The 20,023-nt window shown below is 42.4% G+C and carries 15 protein-coding genes and 1 tRNA gene; 13 read left to right on the top strand and 3 right to left on the bottom strand.

Translation table 11 applies throughout. From position 1 onward, the window contains the following. Window positions 1-64 precede the first annotated feature (64 nt). Window positions 65-139 (bottom strand) — tRNA-Pro (locus KDU71_RS00430). 175 nt (window positions 140-314) lie between these two features. Here KDU71_RS00430 and KDU71_RS00425 point away from each other — a divergent pair. From KDU71_RS00425 to KDU71_RS00395, 7 genes are all read left to right on the top strand, one after another. Continuing rightward, a complete protein-coding gene (locus KDU71_RS00425; RefSeq protein ID WP_212187917.1) occupies window positions 315-887 on the top strand; it encodes an RNA polymerase sigma-70 factor in 573 nt (190 codons plus the stop codon). Between the two features lie 87 nt (window positions 888-974). Beyond that, window positions 975-1,148 (top strand): hypothetical protein, encoded by a 174-nt coding sequence (locus KDU71_RS00420; protein ID WP_212187916.1) that lies wholly within the window; start codon window positions 975-977, stop codon window positions 1,146-1,148. 57 nt (window positions 1,149-1,205) lie between these two features. After that, window positions 1,206-2,183, top strand: a complete 978-nt coding sequence (locus KDU71_RS00415; protein ID WP_212187915.1) for a FecR family protein — start codon at window positions 1,206-1,208, stop codon at window positions 2,181-2,183. A 22-nt stretch (window positions 2,184-2,205) separates the two neighbouring features. Continuing rightward, the gene (locus KDU71_RS00410) at window positions 2,206-4,869 is read left to right on the top strand and encodes a TonB-dependent receptor (RefSeq protein ID WP_212187914.1); all 2,664 of its coding nucleotides are present in this window, start codon (window positions 2,206-2,208) and stop codon (window positions 4,867-4,869) included. 1 nt (window position 4,870) lies between these two features. Further along, window positions 4,871-5,806 (top strand): DUF4249 domain-containing protein, encoded by a 936-nt coding sequence (locus tag KDU71_RS00405; RefSeq protein ID WP_212187913.1) that lies wholly within the window; start codon window positions 4,871-4,873, stop codon window positions 5,804-5,806. Between the two features lie 158 nt (window positions 5,807-5,964). Next, complete coding sequence (gene trxB, locus KDU71_RS00400; RefSeq protein ID WP_212187912.1) at window positions 5,965-6,966, top strand: thioredoxin-disulfide reductase; 1,002 nt, start codon at window positions 5,965-5,967, stop codon at window positions 6,964-6,966. A gap of 261 nt (window positions 6,967-7,227) precedes the next feature. Further along, entirely contained in the window at window positions 7,228-7,950 is a 723-nt protein-coding gene (locus tag KDU71_RS00395; protein ID WP_212187911.1) for a FadR/GntR family transcriptional regulator, read from the top strand. 81 nt (window positions 7,951-8,031) lie between these two features. Here the strand turns inward: KDU71_RS00395 and murQ are convergent, their stop codons facing one another. Both murQ and KDU71_RS00385 read right to left on the bottom strand, forming a co-directional pair. Next, complete coding sequence (murQ, locus tag KDU71_RS00390) at window positions 8,032-8,868, bottom strand: N-acetylmuramic acid 6-phosphate etherase (RefSeq protein ID WP_212187910.1); 837 nt, start codon at window positions 8,866-8,868, stop codon at window positions 8,032-8,034. A 2-nt stretch (window positions 8,869-8,870) separates the two neighbouring features. Then, the gene (locus KDU71_RS00385; RefSeq protein WP_212187909.1) at window positions 8,871-9,713 is read right to left on the bottom strand and encodes an ATPase; all 843 of its coding nucleotides are present in this window, start codon (window positions 9,711-9,713) and stop codon (window positions 8,871-8,873) included. A gap of 218 nt (window positions 9,714-9,931) precedes the next feature. On the opposite strand from KDU71_RS00385, the gene KDU71_RS00380 reads away from it, so the two are divergent. From KDU71_RS00380 to KDU71_RS00355, 6 genes are all read left to right on the top strand, one after another. Continuing rightward, on the top strand, window positions 9,932-12,949 hold the full coding sequence (locus tag KDU71_RS00380) for a golvesin C-terminal-like domain-containing protein (protein WP_212187908.1): 3,018 nt from the start codon (window positions 9,932-9,934) through the stop codon (window positions 12,947-12,949). A 73-nt stretch (window positions 12,950-13,022) separates the two neighbouring features. Continuing rightward, the gene (locus KDU71_RS00375; RefSeq protein WP_212187907.1) at window positions 13,023-14,480 is read left to right on the top strand and encodes a glycosyltransferase family 2 protein; all 1,458 of its coding nucleotides are present in this window, start codon (window positions 13,023-13,025) and stop codon (window positions 14,478-14,480) included. A 159-nt stretch (window positions 14,481-14,639) separates the two neighbouring features. Then, complete coding sequence (locus KDU71_RS00370) at window positions 14,640-15,581, top strand: DUF4922 domain-containing protein (protein ID WP_212187906.1); 942 nt, start codon at window positions 14,640-14,642, stop codon at window positions 15,579-15,581. A gap of 193 nt (window positions 15,582-15,774) precedes the next feature. Further along, complete coding sequence (locus KDU71_RS00365) at window positions 15,775-16,683, top strand: GNAT family N-acetyltransferase (protein WP_212187905.1); 909 nt, start codon at window positions 15,775-15,777, stop codon at window positions 16,681-16,683. A 564-nt stretch (window positions 16,684-17,247) separates the two neighbouring features. Beyond that, the gene (locus KDU71_RS00360) at window positions 17,248-18,585 is read left to right on the top strand and encodes a SpoIID/LytB domain-containing protein (RefSeq protein ID WP_212187904.1); all 1,338 of its coding nucleotides are present in this window, start codon (window positions 17,248-17,250) and stop codon (window positions 18,583-18,585) included. Between the two features lie 82 nt (window positions 18,586-18,667). After that, entirely contained in the window at window positions 18,668-19,960 is a 1,293-nt protein-coding gene (locus tag KDU71_RS00355; protein WP_212187903.1) for an MFS transporter, read from the top strand. The last annotated feature ends 63 nt before the right edge of the window (window positions 19,961-20,023 follow it).

Below are 20,023 nucleotides of genomic sequence, written 5' to 3'. Positions count from 1 at the left end.
AAACACAAAAACCTGTAAATCAGAAGATTTACAGGTTTTTGATGAACAATAAAAAGTATGTTCGTCGGGATGACAGGATTTGAACCTGCGACCCCTGGTCCCCCAGACCAGTGCGCTAACCGAGCTGCGCCACATCCCGAAAATGATAGCGCAAAGGTAATCAAAAACCTATTCTGAACAACTGGTATAAACCAAAAAAAGTTAAATCCGAATATTGATTAAGAGATTTAAGTGGCCAATAGCATCAGTATTAGCTGTTAATTTATATTTTTGTTTGCACACATTCAACATCACAATAATTCATAAAATTTTAGGTGACTGAAACTGATCTATTACAAGGCATTGAGAAGGGGAACGAAGCAGCTTTTAAAGAGTTGTTTCTGAAGTATTATACGCAGTTAGTTGTTTTTGCCAGAAAAGTGGTTGTTGATGACGATCTGGCAAGGGAGTTGGTTCAGGATGTGATGGTCAACTTCTACGAAAAGCGTGGAGAAATAAAAATTCATTCGTCGCTAAAAGCGCATTTATATCAGAGTGTGCGCAATCGTTGTTTAAACCAAATTAAGCATACCCAAATTCGTCGTGATCATCATGCCAATATTTACATCTCACACAAAAATGACGAAGCTTACGTGGATGATAAACTAGAGGAAACCGAGTTGGAGCAGCGTATCTTCTCTATTATTCAAACTTTACCAGCTCAGTGTAAGCGTATTTTTGAGATGAGTCGGTTTGATGGACACACCAATCAGGAAATTGCCGATCAGTTAGACCTTTCAAAAAGAACGGTAGAAACACAAATAAGTAAAGCATTAAAGACATTAAGAACACAACTAGCCGGGTATCTTGAGGCTTGGATCTGGTTGTTATTGTTCTTTTTTAAATAAAAATACCATTACAACTACGTGTGTCAAGAAACTTAGTTGTCATAGTATACGACACAAAGAGTTTGTAACCTTAAAAGGCATTTAGAAATGGAATTTGTATTTCAAATATTAGCAGACTTGCTTTCTCCGGTAGATGAGAAACAGGTGAAAGCCGAAGCGAAACAAATAGCTGAGCAGTCAGTGAAAGAACCTGTTGCTGAAAAGGTGGAGGAAACTCAAGCTGAGGTGCCAAATATTTTTGGTATGATGGATTTTCATTAATGATACTGTCATTGCAGAAAGCAACGATAGAATTGTTAATGATGAAACTGAGAACAAATGGATGAGCAAAATAAGCATATTGACGAACTGATTGTTAAGTATCTGGCTAAAGATATTTCAGCAGAGGAAGAGCAGGTGTTGGCAGATTGGCGACAACAGTCCAGCGATAATGCTGCCTACTTTACCCAAATGCAAAAGGTTTGGGATAATTCTTGTGCTTTGGTCGCTTTTCGCTCCGTAGATGTGGGCTGCGATTTTGAGAAATTTAAAACCAGGGTAGGCATGCAATCAAAACTTATTAAGCTGTCGTTTAAGCGCAAGCTGATGAGGTTTGCTGCCGTGATGATACCAGCCTTGGTTATCATTGCTGCATACACTTTGCATCAATCAGTACCGGGTTTTGGTAAGTGGGAAGCTTTTGCTACTGATGAAGAGGTAGATAGTATTGTTTTAATTGATCAGTCAGAAGTTTCATTAAATAAAAATAGTTTTCTGGCATATGAAAAGGATTTTGAAGGTGACGCCCGTAAACTTAAGCTGCGTGGAGAAGCTTATTTTAAAGTAGCCAAAAATCCAGAGAAACCTTTTGTAGTCAAAGTAGGTAATGCGGAAGTTAAAGTGCTGGGGACTGAGTTTAATATTGATGAGAACAGGCGTAACAATACTATTACTTTATCGGTCACCGAAGGCCGTGTAATGTTTACTTCCGGATCGGAAAAGGTTGAGGTGTCTGCTGGTGAAAGAGCAGTGTTATCCAATGATAAAATAGTTAAGAGCCCGTTGTATTCATCGAACTGTATTGCCTGGAAGACTGGTACTATAATTTTCGAAAAAGCCTCATTGGATGAAGTGCTGGAAACAGTTGTGGACCACTTTTCAGAGTTGCATGGTTTTGAAAATAAGGCATCTAAAAGTGATTTATTCATTACTACTCGCTTTACTAATCCTTCGCTAGAGGATGTATTAGTTGAGTTAAGAATTCATTTCAAGAAAAAAATTGAGATTAATGATAACAAATTGGTCATCTCTGATTAATTTCGGAGGTGATTAATTTTTTATGCCAATAATCTTAAACCATATTTATAAAAGCACACTTCTTGTTTTGCTCATTCTGCTGATTAACACCAGTTTGAATGGGCAAAATGTTTTATATAGGCAGGTTGAATTAAATACAACAACCGGCTCTACCCTATACTTCTTGTCAGAGATAGAGCGGCAAACCAACATTGTATTCAGCTATAGTAATCAGCTGTGCTTTCAGGAAGAACATCAGTTGACGATGCAATTGCCTACAGTTCGTCAGTTACTGGATGCCCTGTTTATTAATTGTCCATCTAATTATATTGTCAGGGGTTCTAAAATTATCATACAACCAATCGACGGTGAACCTCAAAAGTTTGTAATTAAGGGCTATGTGTTGGATAGTAGCTCGAAGGAAGCCTTAATTCAAGCCAATGTATATGAGCCTGAATTATTGTTAGGTACCATGAGTAATAATTTTGGGTTCTTCAGTATAAGTATGCCAAAGGGTTTTGTGCATTTAAGCAGTTCCTATGTAGGTTATAAAAATGGTCATCATTACATGAATCTCGAAAGTGATACAACTATTTACTTTATGATGGAGCCTAAGGCCGAGTTAGACGAAATTGCGGTAGTTGGCGAACGAGTGCCCGGAGCTGTTAAAAGTACACGTACCGGAACGATTGATGTGCCTATTGAACAGATCAAAAAGGTGCCTGTATATCTGGGCGAGGTGGATATCGTAAAAAGTATTCAGCTCTTACCCGGTATTCAGAGTGGAGGTGAAGGATTTAGTGAATTGTATGTACGTGGTGGTGGCCCTGACCAAAATTTGGTACTAATGGATGATGTGCCAATTTACAATGCCAGTCATTTACTTGGATTTTTCTCCATCTTTAATGCTGATGCGGTTAATAATGTAAGGGTTATCAAAGGTGGGTTTCCTGCGCGATATGGCGGACGTCTGTCATCAGTTATTGATATACGAATGTACGATGGCAATAATGAAGACTTTAAAGGTGTGGCAAGTATTGGGCTCTTATCGAGTAAGCTGGCGGTGGAGGGACCGTTGATTAAAGATAAGTCATCATTTTCGGTCTCATTAAGACGCACATACTTTGATGTACTGACCAGCGTATGGCAGCTGAAGGAGGTCGATAAAAGCCGTTACTATTTTTATGATTTCAATACCAAGCTAAATTATAAACTGTCTGATAACGATCGCTTGTATTTTAGTGCTTACCTTGGTAAGGATCAGTATGGTATATCCTATAATGAACAGTTTATTCCGGTTGAGTCGCCTGATGGAAAGCAAACTGAACAGACAGTAAAAACCTATGATGAAAGTGACATTGGGTGGAGGAATTATGTCGGCTCGGTTCGGTGGATTCATACCTTTGGCAATAAACTATTTGCTAATACCACTGTGGCTTATAGCGATTATCGATTCTTTATTGATCAAACCCTAAACTATATGTCGGATGGTGTTTGGAGTAAAGGTAGCCAAAACTATTACAGTGGTATTCGCGATTTAAGTGCCAAAATTGACCTGGACTATATGCCATCACCTAAGCACTATGTGCGTTTTGGCGGCAGTGCTATTAGTCATACATTCTATCCGGGTATAGATGTGGTGTTGAGAGAAATTGCTGGTTCAACACCTGTTGATACCACCTTTGGAGGTACAGCCATGCATCGTCCTGAGTTTCGCTTTTATGTGGAAGATGATTTTCATTTGCTGCCCAGGTTAAAGGTGAATATGGGAGGGCATTTTTCCTTATTTCAAACAGAAAGCGGTAAGTATTATTGGTCTGCCGAGCCACGTTTATCAGCTCGCTTTCTTATAAAAGATAATTTTTCGGTTAAGATGGCTTACAGCCAAATGACACAATATATGCATTTGCTTCGTACGGCAACAGTAGCAATGCCTACTGATTTATGGCTGCCTGTATCAGATCAAATTGCCCCAATGCGCGCTACCCAACATGCACTTGGTTTTGAGTATGAGATTAGTAAAGGATTTAATGTGTCGTTAGAATTATATTATAAAAAACTACAGGATATACTTGCTTATAAAGAAACAACTGGTTACTTCGATTTTGCTTCTGACTGGCAGAGTAAACTGACGGTTGGCAACGGCGAGTCATATGGTTTTGAGTTGTTGGTTCATCGTAAAATGGGAAATTTAACAGGTTGGTTCGGCTATACTTATTCTAAATCTACCAATCAGTTTGATGAACTAAATAATGGAAAGGAATTCCCTGCTAATTTTGACCGGACGCATGATATTTCCATCTATTCAACCTATCAATTTTCGAAAAAAGTAGATATGGGCGTTACCTGGACTTTTGGAACGGGTAATCCTATAACTCTTCCAGAGACCAAATACTATGCTCCACAGTTGCCTACTGCTGAGGTCAATGGTAATGCAAGCTATAACCAATTGATTAACGAACGTAATAGTTACCGAATGCCTAACTTTCATCGCCTGGATATTGGCTTTAATTTTAAGAAAGAGAAACGATGGGGGAGTCGGTTATGGAGTGTTGGTGTCATGAATAGCTATGGTCGTCAGAATCCATTCTTTTTGTATTTTGCGGACAGTGAGAATGAGCAAACAGGAGAGGTTACACGTTCATTAAAGCAGTTTAGTCTCTTTCCAATCCCAATTCCTTATGTCAGATATACCGTAAAATTTTAAAATGTTGCTGAAGCGCTTATATATAATATTACTAACTATCGGCGTATTAGCCTGTGAAAAGGACATTGAACTTGACCTTAATACACAGTCTGATAAGTTGGTTATGTATGCTTTTATTTATCCGGATAGTACGTTAAACTTTCATTTAAGTAAAAGCCGGAGTATTCTTTCAGTTGCGGATTTTGGGCATGTTGAAAAAGGTCGCTTTCAGCTTTTTGTTAATGATAATTTTCAGGGTGCTTATATTCTGCCCTCGGATACCACCTGGAGTGAATGGCCTGAGTTTACATTTAAGTCAGGGGATAATTTGCGTATCAATGCCTATGAGCTGAATGGTGATACTGTGAAGGCTGAGTCATACATACCGGAAGCAATAGATATTATGGATCTAGACACGTTATCAGTTGTGCAGGATGTGGCTGATAATGGCACAGTACAGATGCTTAAGTCAAAAGTTCGGTTTCAGGATCCTGGTGGTCAGAATAATTTCTATCAGTTATTGGTCATCAGAGAAGGGTGGGGAACAATTGGAAGCGATCCCTATTATACCCGTAAAACCATCGTTTACGACAAGGATGATGCAGTGTTTACCCAGGGCGATCAAAGTGGAAGTCTTTTGCCGGGCATTGATTTTCAGGGTTTATTTACAGATGCGATTATAAACGGTAAAACGTATGATCTAACTCTATATATACCTCGCGATAACCTGTTTTTTGACTATTACGAGGATAAGATACGCATAACCTATTATCTCTATCACCACACATTTGATTACTACAGCTATTTTCGTTCCATTATTCTGGCAGATGGCTATGGCGGATTTTACGAGGGACTGCCGGTATTTGAACCTGTTAAAATTCATACCAACATCCAAAATGGATTAGGTTTAGTATCCGGAATGAACTTTGATAGTGACTCGTTGGTTTTTGAAAAGTGACTTTGCTAATATATCGATTCTAAGTGTCAGTTGGCAGAAGCTTTAACTGTCATTATTGCGTGTGAAATGTCATATTTAAGATACGGCACATCTTTTGAAAGGGATGTGTAAAATTTGTAGTTTTACAACTTATTAAGAAATATTAATAATTAGATATTATGGCTCTTTTTGGAAAAATGGAAAACCTGGATGCCCCACAAGATGAGAATAAAGTAATGGGTGAAACAGAAAAGGTTAAAGTATTAATAATTGGTTCTGGCCCGGCTGGTTATACAGCTGCTATTTACGCTGCACGCGCTAATCTAAATCCGGTTATGTATGAAGGACTGCAACCGGGAGGACAGTTAACCACTACTACAGAAGTAGAAAACTATCCTGGTTATCCTGAGGGAGTAACAGGTCCGGAAATGATGGAAGACCTGAAGAAGCAAGCAGCGCGATTTGGTACTGATATACGCTTTGGTATGGCAACTGCTGCTGATTTAAGCGAGCGTCCGTTTAAAATTACTATTGATGGAAATAAAGTAGTAGAAGCTGAGGCTTTGATTATTGCTACCGGGGCAACAGCCAAATATTTAGGATTACCTGATGAAACTAAATACGCTGGATCTGGTGTATCTGCTTGTGCTACCTGTGATGGATTCTTCTATCGCGGCAAAGATGTAGCTGTAGTTGGTGGTGGAGATACTGCTCTTGAAGAGGCTATGTATCTGGCTGGTTTGTGCAAGAAAGTATACCTGATTGTACGCCGTGATGTCTTCAGAGCATCAAAAGTGATGCAGGATAGAGCTTTAAAAACGCCTAATATTGAGGTGCTTTGGAAACATCAAACAAAAGGCCTGTTCGGAGATGGAGTGGTAGAAGGTGCTACCTTAGTGAAAAACATGGGTACTCCTGAGGAGGAAGAAGTTAAAATTGCAATTGATGGCTTCTTCTTAGGTATTGGTCATAAGCCAAACTCTGACATATTTGCCGATTATATTGACACTAATGATGTAGGTTATATTCAAACTGTACCGGGAACATCAAAAACAAACGTTCCGGGAGTATTTGCCTGTGGTGATGTTCAGGATGATCAGTATCGCCAGGCTGTTACTGCAGCTGGCTCTGGCTGTATGGCAGCTATCGATGCAGAGCGATTCCTTGCTGAGCAAGAGTAATTGGAGCACTATATATTATGAAAGGGGATGGCGTTGTCATCCCCTTTTTTGCACAATAAACCATTTTGTCAGGTCGTAACTTTTTGTGAGGGATTCTTAAAACGCAGTTGGTATTTCGCAATAATTAAGCAGATTTTGTGAACAAATGGACAGTATTTATGAAGTATTTTGCTCATAAAAAGTGATGAATGCCACATTTTGTGTGGTGAATTTTATAGAATTTATTCTAGATTTGTATGATGTATTAAGAAGATTATACTGATGGACGATATTTTTGGAAAAATTGGCACCAGTCAAACTCTAAGTCAAAAGATAGAACGAAAAATAGAGGAAGCAATTCGCAACAAGCGTCTTATACCTGGTACGAAATTGCCTTCTGAGAAGGAATTGTGTGAAAGTTTTGCTGTGAGTCGCACAGCGCTTCGTGAAGCTTTGCGACGTCTAAGTGCGCGGGGCCTGATAGAGATTAAGAAGGGCAGTGGAATGTACGTTTCTGAGTTGAAGATTGAGGACGCAATTAAGTCGCTTAATCTTTATTACGATATGAAATTTGATTCAAACCTTATACGTCAGATTATAGAAGTTCGCCGGATTTTTGAGCCTGAAATAGGCCGTTTGGCGGCTACTAATCGAAGTGATGAGGATGTAAAGATTTTGCAGGCCAATGTGAGGGAGTTAGAATTGTGTAATCCGGATAATACTCAGCTGGAAGTGGATTTGATAAATCGCTTTCATATGAATATGGCCAAGGCAACAGGTAATCCCATTGTGATTATTTCAATGGAGCCTATTTATTCTTTATTGCCGCGTTTGCGTAATATGATATACGCTAATATTGAGGGGGAGAAAGAGTATACTTTACGTCTGCAGAAAGAAATACTGAATGCGCTTATTGATAAAGATGCTGACCGTTCATATCAGTATACTGTAGAGCTGTTGGAAAGGAACATGGAGGTATACGACAAGTACTTTAAAAATGTATAGTTCTAAAATTATAATAAGCACCATACAAAAAGCGGGTTATCATTGAGGTAACCCGCTTTTTGTATGGTGTTTATTTAGTGTTCATGAAGCTTTATAGGCTTCGATGGCTTTTTTAACCGAACCTTGTTTTAGTAGCAGTGCCCGGGCATCTTCATATGACAATTTAAGCTCTTCCATAATCATGCGCGCACCTCTGTCAACCAGTTTCTTATTGGTCAGTTGCATGTTCACCATTTTGTTTCCCTTAACGCGCCCGAGCTTAATCATAATGGTCGTTGTGATCATGTTAAGGATCATCTTCTGAGCAGTGCCGGCCTTTAGTCGGGTGCTGCCTGTAACAAACTCAGGACCAACAATGGCTTCTATTGGAAATTCAGTTACTTCAGCTACTTTGCTGTTGGGATTGCAGGTGATGCAACCTGTTAGTAGACCGTTTCGTCGCGCATGTTCTATGCCGCCAATAACATAGGGTGTCGTGCCGGATGCTGCAATACCTATGACAGTGTCTAATTCGTCAACTTTATACGCACTTAGTTCATTCCAGGCTTTATTGGCATCATCCTCGGCCGATTCAACAGCTTGACGAAGGGCTTTCTCGCCACCGGCTATGAGCCCAATCACCATGTTATCGGGTACGCCAAAGGTAGGAGGTAGTTCAGAAGCATCCAATACACCTAACCGACCACTGGTGCCTGCGCCCAGGTAAAAGACCCTGCCGCCTTGTTCCATTCTTTTTACAATGCGCTCAACCAGTTCTTTAATCTGCGGAAGTGCTTTTTGCACAGCCAGGTGCACATTGGCATCCTCTTTATTAATATTGGTAATCAGTTCTTCAACTGACATCTTTTCAAGGTTGTCAAAATGCGAGGGAGATTCGGTTATGCTTATTTTCTTGCTCTTCTTTGTCTTTGCTATCATTATTAATGCTTTAAATCATTGTGGTATTGAATAAGCCCCTCCATTGGGGCTTGATTGATGCTTCCAATCTTTAAGTTGTAGCAGGCTAAAGCCTTTTTTAACTGTTTTGTAAAGTGGAAGGCAATGCTGCCTGTAAAATGTATTTTAAGCTGTTCAATCTTATTGTATTGCAGCAGGTTTCGCTCAATAAACTCTTTAAATGAAACAATTACCAGGCTTTCGAGTTCTGGAATTGCTATGTTTTCTGAGATGAATTTAGTGTATTGGGCCAGGTATCGGTTAGGAAAGGGCTTTTTGTAAATGTTATCCAGTATCTCGGCCGGTGTTGCGTTGTATTTATTAAAGAATAACTCAGTGACAGACTGAGGTAGCTGTTTCTTTAATATATCGGCTATTAATTTTTTGCCTAATACCGCGCCACTGCCTTCGTCACCAATAATAAAGCCAAGAGGTGAAATATTGTTGATAATGTTCTGCCCGTCGTAGTGACATGAGTTTGAACCGGTGCCTAATATGCATGCTATGCCTTCATTATTCTGACAGAGCGAATGAGCTGCTGCCATTAAATCGCTGTTAATGTTTATAGGCATTTCGCCAAAGAACTCAAGCAAAGCTTTTCTTACAATGTTGTTCTTTTCTTCATTGGCACATCCTGCACCATAAAAATGAATAGCTTGAGGCTTCTTATTATTTAATGTATATTCCTCTCTTAAACTTTGCAGGATATCGGTTGAACTTTGGTAAAACGGATTAATGCCTTTTGTAATACATTTGTCTGAAATGATGCCATTTGATAGTAAGCACCATTCGGTTTTGGTTGATCCGCTGTCTGCAATTAGTACCATATTGTATATGTATGATATGTATTATAAGTTTGTGTTTAAGCTTATGAATCGCTTGTGGGGTTAGTGTTATTGATGTATTGAGCAGATGTTTTTGCCTGAATACGTTGCAAATGTATAAATAAAATAAAAGCAAATCAAGAATAATACGTAAGATGTATGACAAAAATTTGAAACTTTGTAAAATCTTCCTATTTTTGGTTCGTCAAATTGCTATGGAAATGAAGAATAGATATTTGAAAAATATAGTTGTTATTATAATGATGTGCCTTAATATGGTATCTGCCTGGGCACAGGATGCTGAAGTCAAGGACGTTTACGAGTACATTGTTGAGGCTAACAGGAATTGGCAAAATCCTTTAACAGAATGGACGCATTTAGGTGTTGTAACCTTGGATTCCTTGCAGGTTGATAAGGCGAAACAAAGTATCAACTACTATTTTAATAACCAGTTGTCATACCTCCCTTGGCGCGAAGCAATGGTGGATACTTTTTTTAAGAGTTTGCAGGCTAATCATAAAGAGTTTGCCGAGGGGTATAAAGCACAGGTTTATACTAATGGATATTTACTAACAGATTTGATTCCTAATGTCTATCGACATAATCTATCAATAGATACTCGACGACACATAGCTAATAAGAATGCAGGGAGTTATATTAAAAGAACAGATACAGATAATTATACGAGTGGCTTAAGTGGTAATCATATCGCTTTGTGGCACAGCCATGGGTGGTATTACGAGTCAAAACTGGACCGTTGGGAGTGGCAGCGCGCCCGGTTATATGGTTCGGTTGAGGATTTATCGCCAATGATGTATGTGTTGCCTTACCTGGCACCCATGCTCGAAAACGCTGGGGCTAATCTGTTTTTGCCACGTGAGCGATGTTTTAATCGTAATGAAGTAATTATTGACAATGATTGGTCAACAGAAGGTACAAAGCTTGAGCTGGCAAAGAAACTTGATTATAAACTGGAAAGTGGCTTTGCCTGGAAGGATACCTTATACAGTGGCGATAATCCATTTCTGTCAGGCAGTTCATACCTGGTTAGTAATGCAAACGGCAAGGTAGCTGGGTTTCATGCCAAGGTGCCTGAAGCTGGTGAGTATGCAGTGCATGTGGCCTATAAGCGTAATACAACCAATAGTGAAGTTGTGACCTACAAGGTGAAGCATGGTGGTGGAAAAACCGAATTTGTACTTAATCAATCAATGGGTGGCGATACCTGGGCCTATTTGGGAACTTTTTATTTTACACCTGAGCAAGAAGCTTTGGTGGAAATAAGCGGCAATGGCCAGGTATCGGTTGATGCAGTGCGACTGGGTGGCGGCATGGGCAATGTGGCCCGACGTCCGGCTGAGGAATTGATACCAAACGAATGGTCGCTGAATAATGGAAATCGCGAGGCATCAGAAGGGGAAGTGGTTGATCCGGAGCAGTATGAATGGAAAACATCAGAACGCCCGCGTTACATGGAGGCTGCCCGCTATTGGTTGCAGTATGCAGGCATGCCCGATACTTTGGTGTATAGTCTTAACGAAAGCAAAAACGATTATAACGACGACTACCAGAGCCGGGGCGAGTGGGTTGATTACCTGATGGGAGCACCTAACGGACCTACCAAAGACAGAGAGGCTGCCGGACTTGGTTTACCCATTGATTTGGCGTTTGCTTTCCATACAGATGCGGGTATCACACCTGACGATTCAATTATTGGAACGCTTGGTATCTACAGCTCTCAGCGCGACAGTGGTTATTTTCCTAATGGACAATCAAAGCTCTCAAGTCGCGATTTGACTGATATTATTCAATCCCAGATTGTAAATGATATTCAGGCTAAATACAACGCCGACTGGACGCGTCGTGGTATGTGGGATAAGCAGTACTCAGAGGCATGGCGCCCTAATGTGCCTACCATGTTGCTCGAGTTGCTGTCGCACCAAAACCTGGCCGATATGCGCTATGGACTTGATCCACATTTTCGATTTGACGTCAGCCGGGCGATATATAAAGGCATGCTCAGGTTTCTGGCTTTTCAGGAAGGACGTGATTACGTAGTGCAACCACTGCCGGTAAGCCACATGGCTATTACCGAAACGGACAAAGGCTATCGTCTGAGCTGGCAGCCGGTAATTGACTCATTGGAGGCAACAGCAGTGCCAACTCACTATAAAGTGTATTGTCGCATTGGTACTGGTGGATTTGATAATGGTACTTTGGTGGATGCACCTTTCTATGATTTACCTAAGGTTAAAAAAGGACAAATAGTGAGTTACAAAGTGACGGCTATCAACGAAGGAGGGGAGAGCTTTCCGGGTGAGATACTGGCTATGGGTATTGCTCGCAGGAAGGCAGAGAAGGTGTTGGTGGTGAATGCATTTGACCGCATTAGTGCGCCTGCTTTTATCGACGAAGGTAATTTTGCCGGTGTGGCCTGGTGGGACGATATGGGCGTACCCGATGGTATTGATTATAGTTTTACGGGTCATCAATATGATTTCAACCGCCAGTCGCCTTGGCTCGATGATGACAGCCCGGGTTGGGGAGCCAGCTATGCCACCTGCGAAGGAACCGGCGTTAAGGGTAACTCCTTCGATAATGTGATTATTCATGGGAAGGCCATAATGCAGGCGGGTTATTCGTTTGTGTCGGTGAGTGACGAGGTATTTGAAGATAGTAGCTACGATGCGTCAGCTTATAAGGCCATTGACATTATATTGGGTGAAGAAAAGACCACCTTATCATACAAGGGGACTGAGGTAAAATATAAGATATACACGCCTGCTTTCATGGAACAACTGAGGAAAGTAACTTCCAACAAGCAGCATGTGTTTATGAGTGGTGCTTATGTGGGCTCCGACTTCCACTTGACACGTGATACGCTGGCCAAGGATTTTGCGGCCGATGTGTTACGCTTTAAGTGGCGAACTAACCACGCAGTGCGAAATGGCCAGATATATGCCACTGATTATGTACATCCGGTGTTAAAAGGGCATTACACATTTAATACGCAGCCTGGACCCGATTATTATGCGGTTGAGGCACCAGATGCCATTGAGCCAATTGGTATTCATGCTGTAACGGCCATCCGCTATAAAGAGAATAACGCCAGTGCTGGTACCTTGTATGATGGAGAATATAAAACGGTCATATTGGGCTTTCCGTTTGAAACAGTAATGGGGGAGCAGGAGCGTACACAGTTAATGAAGCAGATACTTAGATTCTTTTATGTGGAATAGCTATTTTGACTATAGCCGAGAATTATATATTAAAAACTAACAAACTGATTAATAAGACTAAATCATAATAAAGATGGGTGAAAATATGACATGCATACTGCCTTATGCTGGTAAGGAAGAGATGATGCCAACACTAAAGACGTTTCAGGACGCAGGTGTAACAAACATTATTGTGGTGGCCAAAGAGGCTTGTGAAGTAGAAGGAGCTAACGTGATAGTGGCCACTGGCGGCCTGGATGCAACAGCTACCTGGAGGCAGCTGTTGAGCGAGGTGAGCGGCGACTATGTGGCTGTTTATACCAAAACAATGGCCTTGAATATTGGGCTGAATGCCTTGGAACGCATGGCCCGTTGTGGCGATGATGCCGGTGCCGGTATGGTGTATGCCGACTATTATGAGAAGAAAGAAGGTAAATTATCAGCACATCCGGTGATTGAATACCAGGCTGGGAGTTTGCGCGATGATTTTAATTTCGGCTCTTTGTTGTTGTATAAAGCACCAGCTCTTAAGGAGGCTGTGGAAGCCATGGATGCGGATTATAAGCATGCTGCTTTGTACGATTTACGCTTGCGCGTATCGCAAAAGCATGAGTTGATGCACCTACCCGAATTGCTCTATACTGAGGTGGAACTGGATACGCGCAAGTCGGGCGAGAAGATGTTCGACTATGTGGATCCGCGTAACCGCGACCGCCAGATTGAAATGGAGCTGGCCTGTACTGCGCACCTGAAAGCAGTAGGTGCTTATCTGAAGCCCGAATTTAAGCAGATTGAATTTGCTGAAGGGAACTATCCGGTGGAAGCATCGGTGATTATACCTGTGCGTAATCGTGAAAAAACCATTGGCGATGCCATCGAATCGGTATTGAAACAGCAAACTTCTTTTGCCTTCAACCTGATTATTGTGGATAACCATTCAACCGATAAAACCTCTGAAATTATCCGTTCGTTTAACGATGAGCGATTGATTCACATCATCCCTGAGCGCGATGATTTGGGTATTGGCGGGTGCTGGAATGCGGCAGTAGCCGATGAGCGATGTGGTAAGTTTGCCATCCAGCTCGATAGTGATGATCTCTACATCGACGAAACCGTGATTGAGCGTGTAGTGAAGGCTTTCTACGAGCAGAACTGCGCCATGGTGGTGGGTAGCTACCAAATGGTGAACTTCAAGCTCGAAGAGATTCCTCCGGGACTTATCGATCACAGGGAATGGACGCCAGATAACGGACGTAACAATGCCTTACGCATTAACGGGTTGGGAGCACCGCGTGCCTTTTATACACCAGTGTTGCGCGATGTGAAAGTGCCAAACACCAGCTATGGTGAGGACTATGCACTTGGTTTGAACATTAGCCGGCAGTACCAGATTGGTCGTATCTACGATCCCTTGTACTTGTGTCGTCGCTGGGACGATAACTCTGATGCATCGCTGGATATAGCCAAGATGAATGCGCACAACTTCTATAAGGACAAGATTAGAACCATGGAGTTTAAAGCGCGTCAGCAATTTGTGAAAAACAGTCAGTAGATGAAGAGTCCGCAGTCCGGAGAACACAGTCCGGTGCCGAACGAATCCTGGTCTGTGGAATCAATGTCTTCGGACTTCGGACGCCGAGCTTCGGACTTTGAAAATAACCCAAGCTGTAAATAGCTATCGGCTATCAGCTAAATGTAAGAAGTTAATAAAATGACCACTTCTCTCAAAACCAAAAAACTAATACAAGGCCAGCTCTGTGATTGGAGTCTGGCCACCAATAACTACGCCGGTCTTCAGAAGGTGAAAACCAAAAGTGTGCAACTGGATGGAGGCAGCGAAATAAAAGTGCAGTTTAATCCTGAGCGGATACGTTCATCGGCAGCCAAGGTCGATACTAAATCCATTCAGGAGCGTCCGTGCTTTTTATGTGAAGAGAATCGTCCGGCCGAACAGGAGGGCGTTGATTATGGCGATTATACCATTCTCATCAACCCGTTTCCTATTTTTACTGAACACCTGACGATTCCCAATAAAGAGCATACTTTGCAGTTGATTGCTCCTTATTTTCCATCAATGCTGGAATTGGCCAATGAGTTGGATGAATTCACCTTGTTTTATAACGGACCAAAGTGTGGAGCCTCGGCGCCTGACCATTTCCATTTTCAGGCAGGTATTAAAGGTTTTATGCCGCTTGAAGCCGATTTCAGGGGGAAGCGCTTTGCACAGCTGCATGCTACTCATAATGGGGTGGAGGTGTATAACTGGGCAGGCTATAATCGCGGTGTCATCACCTTTAAAGGAAGTGATAAAGAGGCTATTGAAAGCTTGTTTGGTAAGCTTCATAAGATGCTTGCCGACAGTCAGCCCGATGAAGTAGAACCTATGCTCAACGTGTTGGCCTATTTTGAAGAGGGGCAGTATGTGGTGCATGTATTTCCACGTATTTTGCACCGTCCGGCCTGCTATTTTGCCGAGGGAGATGAGCAGATACTCATCAGTCCGGCATCTGTGGATATGGGAGGTGTGTTTATCACGCCCCGTCCAGAAGATTTTGAGAAGATAGGCGGAAAGGATGTAGTGGATATCCTCAAGCAGGTGTGCCTGTCAGAAGAGGCTTGTGGAGAGTTGTTAAACCAGCTGATGGCTAAATAAAAAGTCCCCCATCCCTTGCTGCCGCACGAATCCTTTCGTGTGGCTTGAATAATACACCACGCGAAAGGATTCGCGCGGTAGCAGTGGGTGATACCCGCATGGAGAGGGGGCGAAAATAGAGTTTAAAAGCAAAGTAATACTGAGAGATAAACCTTAAAGTCTTGTATCTTTTGTCTTAAATCTTAAGTCTACAATGATAAAATACCCGATTTCCCTTTACAACCCGGCCGAAAGAGCTGAACTAACAGCCTTTCTTAATCAAAACTGGGAGTACGATGCCATCACTGAAGAACTATTGCAGGAAAAGCTGGAAGGCGATCCTGATTGGATGCCGCAAGCCACTTTTGTGTGTAAAGATGGACAGCGCATCATCGGATTTATGCAAGGGGTGATGCGGCATATCCGCGGAGTTAATTATGCCTATATAAAGCTCATGGCTGTGGATAGCCAGTATCGCCGACAAGGTGTTGCAACAGCATTGTATCAACGACTGGAGGAGGTATTTGTGGCACATCAGGCCAATGTGGTGCGCATCTATGATGTACCGCTCAACTATTTTATGCCGGGAATTGATCCGCGCTACACGCCGGCTTTGTGCTGGGCCATGCGTCGCGGCTTCGAGCGCTTTGGCGACACATCTAATTTAGTGGTTGATCTAAACCAGGATTGGGACATGAGCACCCGAGAAGATGCTTTAAGGACTGATGGCATTGAAGTGAGGCGCGCCAAGCCGGAAGATAAGCAGGCTGTGTTGGATTTTATTAAAGATGAATGGCTGTTGTGGACTAACGAGGTGGAAATGGCTTTTAGTGATGAGGTGCCATCCATCCACATTGCCTTGCTCAACGGTGAGGTGAAGGCTTTTTCGGCTCACAATGCCAATAATAAAGGTACCGGCTGGTTTGGTCCAATGGGCACACACCCCGACTTGCGAGGCAAGGGCATGGGTGCTATTTTGCTTAAGCGCTGCCTGCAGGACATGAAAGAGATGGGCTTGTCGCGCTCCATTATTCCCTGGGTGGGGCCCATTGATTTTTACGCCTGGCATGCCAACGCCCTTGTTGACAGGGTGTTTTGGCGTTTCGAAAAGAAATTGAACTAAATCAATACGGTCTGTTTCAACGGAAGCAGGCTTTGCATGAGTAATAGATAAGTATGTAAGTGCGTCAGAAGCGTATGTAAGGCCGTCAGCATTGTATGTAAGTGGTATCAGCATCCTATGTAAGCTTGTCTGAGGTATATGTAAGTGGGTTAGTATTGAATGTAAGCGTGACAGAGGCGAATGTAAGCCCGTCAGCATCATATGTAAGTTCGTCAGAAACGCATGTAAGCGTGCCAGAAGTGTATGCACGACCGTTTGTATTGTATGTAGGCTTACTTTTGTGAAATTCCCCCATCGCCTGGCGGCACTTCCCCAAGGGGAAGGTGTTTTAAGAAGTCGCTGTGCCATTCACTCCCCTTGGGGAGTGACCTAAAGAGAGAGGGGTAAGAGAAGTGGTTTAAGAACAAGACTACGCACTAATAACTGAGTTTCGGACTTCGAGCATCGGACTTCGGACGGACAAAAAGAGTACATCAAGCACAGTGCACTGCGCGCCATGCGCTATTAATATAATAACATCAGCATCGGACTCCGTGCAACGGACTTCGGACTAAAGAAAATATTATGAAACAAATTCCGGTTATACAGGTAGGTATTCAATTTAAGGAAACCATCGAGTTTACATTGTTTGGAGACTTTAAGGATAAATTAGGGGTAAAGTTATCGGGCAGATATAGTGCCACTATATTTGGAAAGGGTTTTCTATTGCTGAAACATGAAGAGGGTGAAGAAATAATTCTTAAAAGTGGGTTGCTTTTTGAACCACAGAGTGAGGATGCCTATTTCACGCTTCATGCTGTCACTATTGGTATTAACTTCCATTGGGAGCGTGACGAGGATCAGTCATTTAAAGGCGGATTAAAACTCCTGCTTGAGAATGACAAGATTACTGCTATCAATGTGTTGCCTGTTGAGGATTACCTGATGAGTGTTATTTCTTCGGAGATGAGTGCCACATCGTCACTGGAGCTATTAAAGGCTCATGCGGTGATATCGCGCAGCTGGTTGCTGGCGCAAATTGAAAAGAACCATAGCCTGCAAAGCAATACGGATGCATACAAGTCGGTGTTCGAAACCGACGATGAGTTTATTAAGTGGTACGACCGTGAGGATCACCTGAACTTCGATGTGTGTGCTGATGACCATTGCCAGCGCTACCAGGGCATTACCAGGGCTACCACCGAAGAGGTGGAAAATGCCGTGCGTGCTACCTGGGGCGAAGTGTTAATGAGTGGTGAGGCCATCTGCGATGCCCGCTTCTCGAAATGCTGCGGCGGCATGGTTGAGAAATTTGAGAATGTATGGGAACCGGTGAATCATCCCTACCTACAGGCTTTTGCCGATAACGATGTCGATCCAGAAGGCTTTAACCTCGATCTGAAAACAGAGGCCAATGCCGAAAAATGGATGCTGGGCATGCCCGATGCATTCTGTAATACCACTGATAAGGAAGTGCTGAGTCAGGTACTCAATGACTACGACCAGGAAACCAACGATTTCTACCGGTGGGAAGTAAGATATAGGCAAAGCGAAGTGAGTGAGCTGGTTAAAAAGCGCACCGGCATCGACTTTGGAACCATACAGGAGATGATACCTGTTGAACGAGGCGATTCTGGCCGCTTGATTAAGCTAAAGATAGTGGGCGATAAAAAGACCTTGACCATTGGTAAGGAACTGGAAATTCGTAAGGCATTGTCGGAGTCGCACCTTTATAGTTCTGCCTTTATCATCGAAAAGGAAGATGTTGATGGACAACTAATTTTCGTGCTAAAAGGTGCCGGATGGGGCCATGGTGTTGGCTTGTGCCAGATAGGAGCGGCGGTTATGGGCGCTAAAGGTTATGATTATAATGCTATCTTAATGCATTATTTCAGAGGGGCCGAATTGAAGAAAAAGTACTAACAATGATGGAAGACGGAAGGCTGAAGACGGAGGTTGATTGTATCCCTTCGGTCATGAGGCCTTGGTCATCAAGCATATTATTATGAAACAAAAATCGACATCTCCCTGGGCCTGGGTGCCCACCCTTTATTTTGCCGAAGGCATCCCTTACGTGGTGGTGATGACTTTGGCGGTTATCATGTATAAGAAACTTGATATATCGAATGCTGAAATAACATTTTATACGTCGTGGTTGTATTTGCCATGGGTCATTAAGCCGTTTTGGAGTCCCATTGTAGATACATTAAAAAGTAAGCGCTGGTGGATTGTAACCATGCAGTTGCTCATTGGTGCTGGTTTGGCGGGTATTGCTTTCACTATACCAACTACCTTTTTCTTTCAATCTACACTAGCTTTCTTTTGGCTGTTGGCTTTTAGCTCGGCTACACACGATATTGCAGCCGATGGCTTTTATATGTTTGGCATGGATGAAAGTAAGCAGGCCTATTTTATTGGTATTCGCAGTACTTTTTACCGCCTGTCGATGATCACCGGACAGGGATTGTTAGTTTACCTGGCTGGTCAGTTAGAAGAAACGGCACTATTTGGCAATGATACACCAAGTATACCATTGGCCTGGTCCCTTACCTTTTATGTAATAACAGGTATGTTTCTGTTGTTTGCACTTTATCATAAGTTTGCCCTGCCATATCCCGATGAAGATGAAAATAAGAATGTGAAGAGCCTTGGTGAAGTGGTGCGTGACTTTGGACAGACCTTTGTTACTTTCTTTAAGAAGAAAGATATCTGGGTGATCATGGGCATGCTCTTATTCTACCGTTTAGGCGAATCGCAACTTGTCAAGATGGCTTCTCCATTTTTATTGGATGCTCGCGAAGTGGGTGGTTTAGGTCTCAGTACAAGTGATGTTGGAATTGTTTATGGTACCATCGGAGTTATTTTCTTGACCATCGGTGGGATATTGGGCGGATTGGTAGCTTCAAAAAGGGGTTTGAAGTACTGGTTGTGGCCGATGGTAATAGCCATTAACCTGCCCAACCTCGTGTATGTTTATTTATCCTATGCCTTGCCTGAGTCTTTTGTGCTGGTAAGTATATCGGTAGCCATAGAGCAGTTTGGTTACGGCTTTGGTTTTACAGCCTATATGCTTTATCAGATTTATGTTTCGGAAGGAGAGCATAAAACAGCTCACTTTGCCTTTTGTACTGGGCTAATGGCCTTAGGTATGATGCTGCCGGGAATGATTTCGGGCTGGATTCAGGAGCTTATCGGTTATCAGTATTTCTTTATCTGGGTTATTGCTTGTACCATCCCAAGTTTTATAATGGTGAAGCTGATAAAGGTTGACCCAACATTTGGTATTAAAAAGAAATAAAGAAGTGGTTCGTGCCAAAATCCCTGGTGCGGACCACTCATTTAAACTCTCAACCCCAAACTC

Source organism: Carboxylicivirga sediminis, assembly GCF_018156225.1.
Taxonomy (GTDB): Bacteria; Bacteroidota; Bacteroidia; order Bacteroidales; family Marinilabiliaceae; genus Carboxylicivirga; species Carboxylicivirga sediminis.
The sequence above is the reverse complement of the archived record's forward strand: the minus strand, read 5'-3'. Positions and strand labels throughout refer to the sequence as shown.

Coding starts and splice junctions, on each gene's coding strand:
- KDU71_RS00415 (WP_212187915.1), top strand. CDS start 1,206: ATGGATGAGCAAAATAAGCATATTGACGAACTGATTGTTAAGTATCTG.
- KDU71_RS00375 (WP_212187907.1), top strand. CDS start 13,023: ATGGGTGAAAATATGACATGCATACTGCCTTATGCTGGTAAGGAAGAG.
- KDU71_RS00420 (WP_212187916.1), top strand. CDS start 975: ATGGAATTTGTATTTCAAATATTAGCAGACTTGCTTTCTCCGGTAGAT.
- KDU71_RS00380 (WP_212187908.1), top strand. CDS start 9,932: ATGAAGAATAGATATTTGAAAAATATAGTTGTTATTATAATGATGTGC.
- murQ (WP_212187910.1), bottom strand. CDS start 8,868: ATGATAGCAAAGACAAAGAAGAGCAAGAAAATAAGCATAACCGAATCT.
- KDU71_RS00365 (WP_212187905.1), top strand. CDS start 15,775: ATGATAAAATACCCGATTTCCCTTTACAACCCGGCCGAAAGAGCTGAA.
- KDU71_RS00355 (WP_212187903.1), top strand. CDS start 18,668: ATGAAACAAAAATCGACATCTCCCTGGGCCTGGGTGCCCACCCTTTAT.
- KDU71_RS00385 (WP_212187909.1), bottom strand. CDS start 9,713: ATGGTACTAATTGCAGACAGCGGATCAACCAAAACCGAATGGTGCTTA.
- KDU71_RS00410 (WP_212187914.1), top strand. CDS start 2,206: ATGCCAATAATCTTAAACCATATTTATAAAAGCACACTTCTTGTTTTG.
- KDU71_RS00370 (WP_212187906.1), top strand. CDS start 14,640: ATGACCACTTCTCTCAAAACCAAAAAACTAATACAAGGCCAGCTCTGT.
- trxB (WP_212187912.1), top strand. CDS start 5,965: ATGGCTCTTTTTGGAAAAATGGAAAACCTGGATGCCCCACAAGATGAG.
- KDU71_RS00360 (WP_212187904.1), top strand. CDS start 17,248: ATGAAACAAATTCCGGTTATACAGGTAGGTATTCAATTTAAGGAAACC.
- KDU71_RS00395 (WP_212187911.1), top strand. CDS start 7,228: ATGGACGATATTTTTGGAAAAATTGGCACCAGTCAAACTCTAAGTCAA.
- KDU71_RS00405 (WP_212187913.1), top strand. CDS start 4,871: ATGTTGCTGAAGCGCTTATATATAATATTACTAACTATCGGCGTATTA.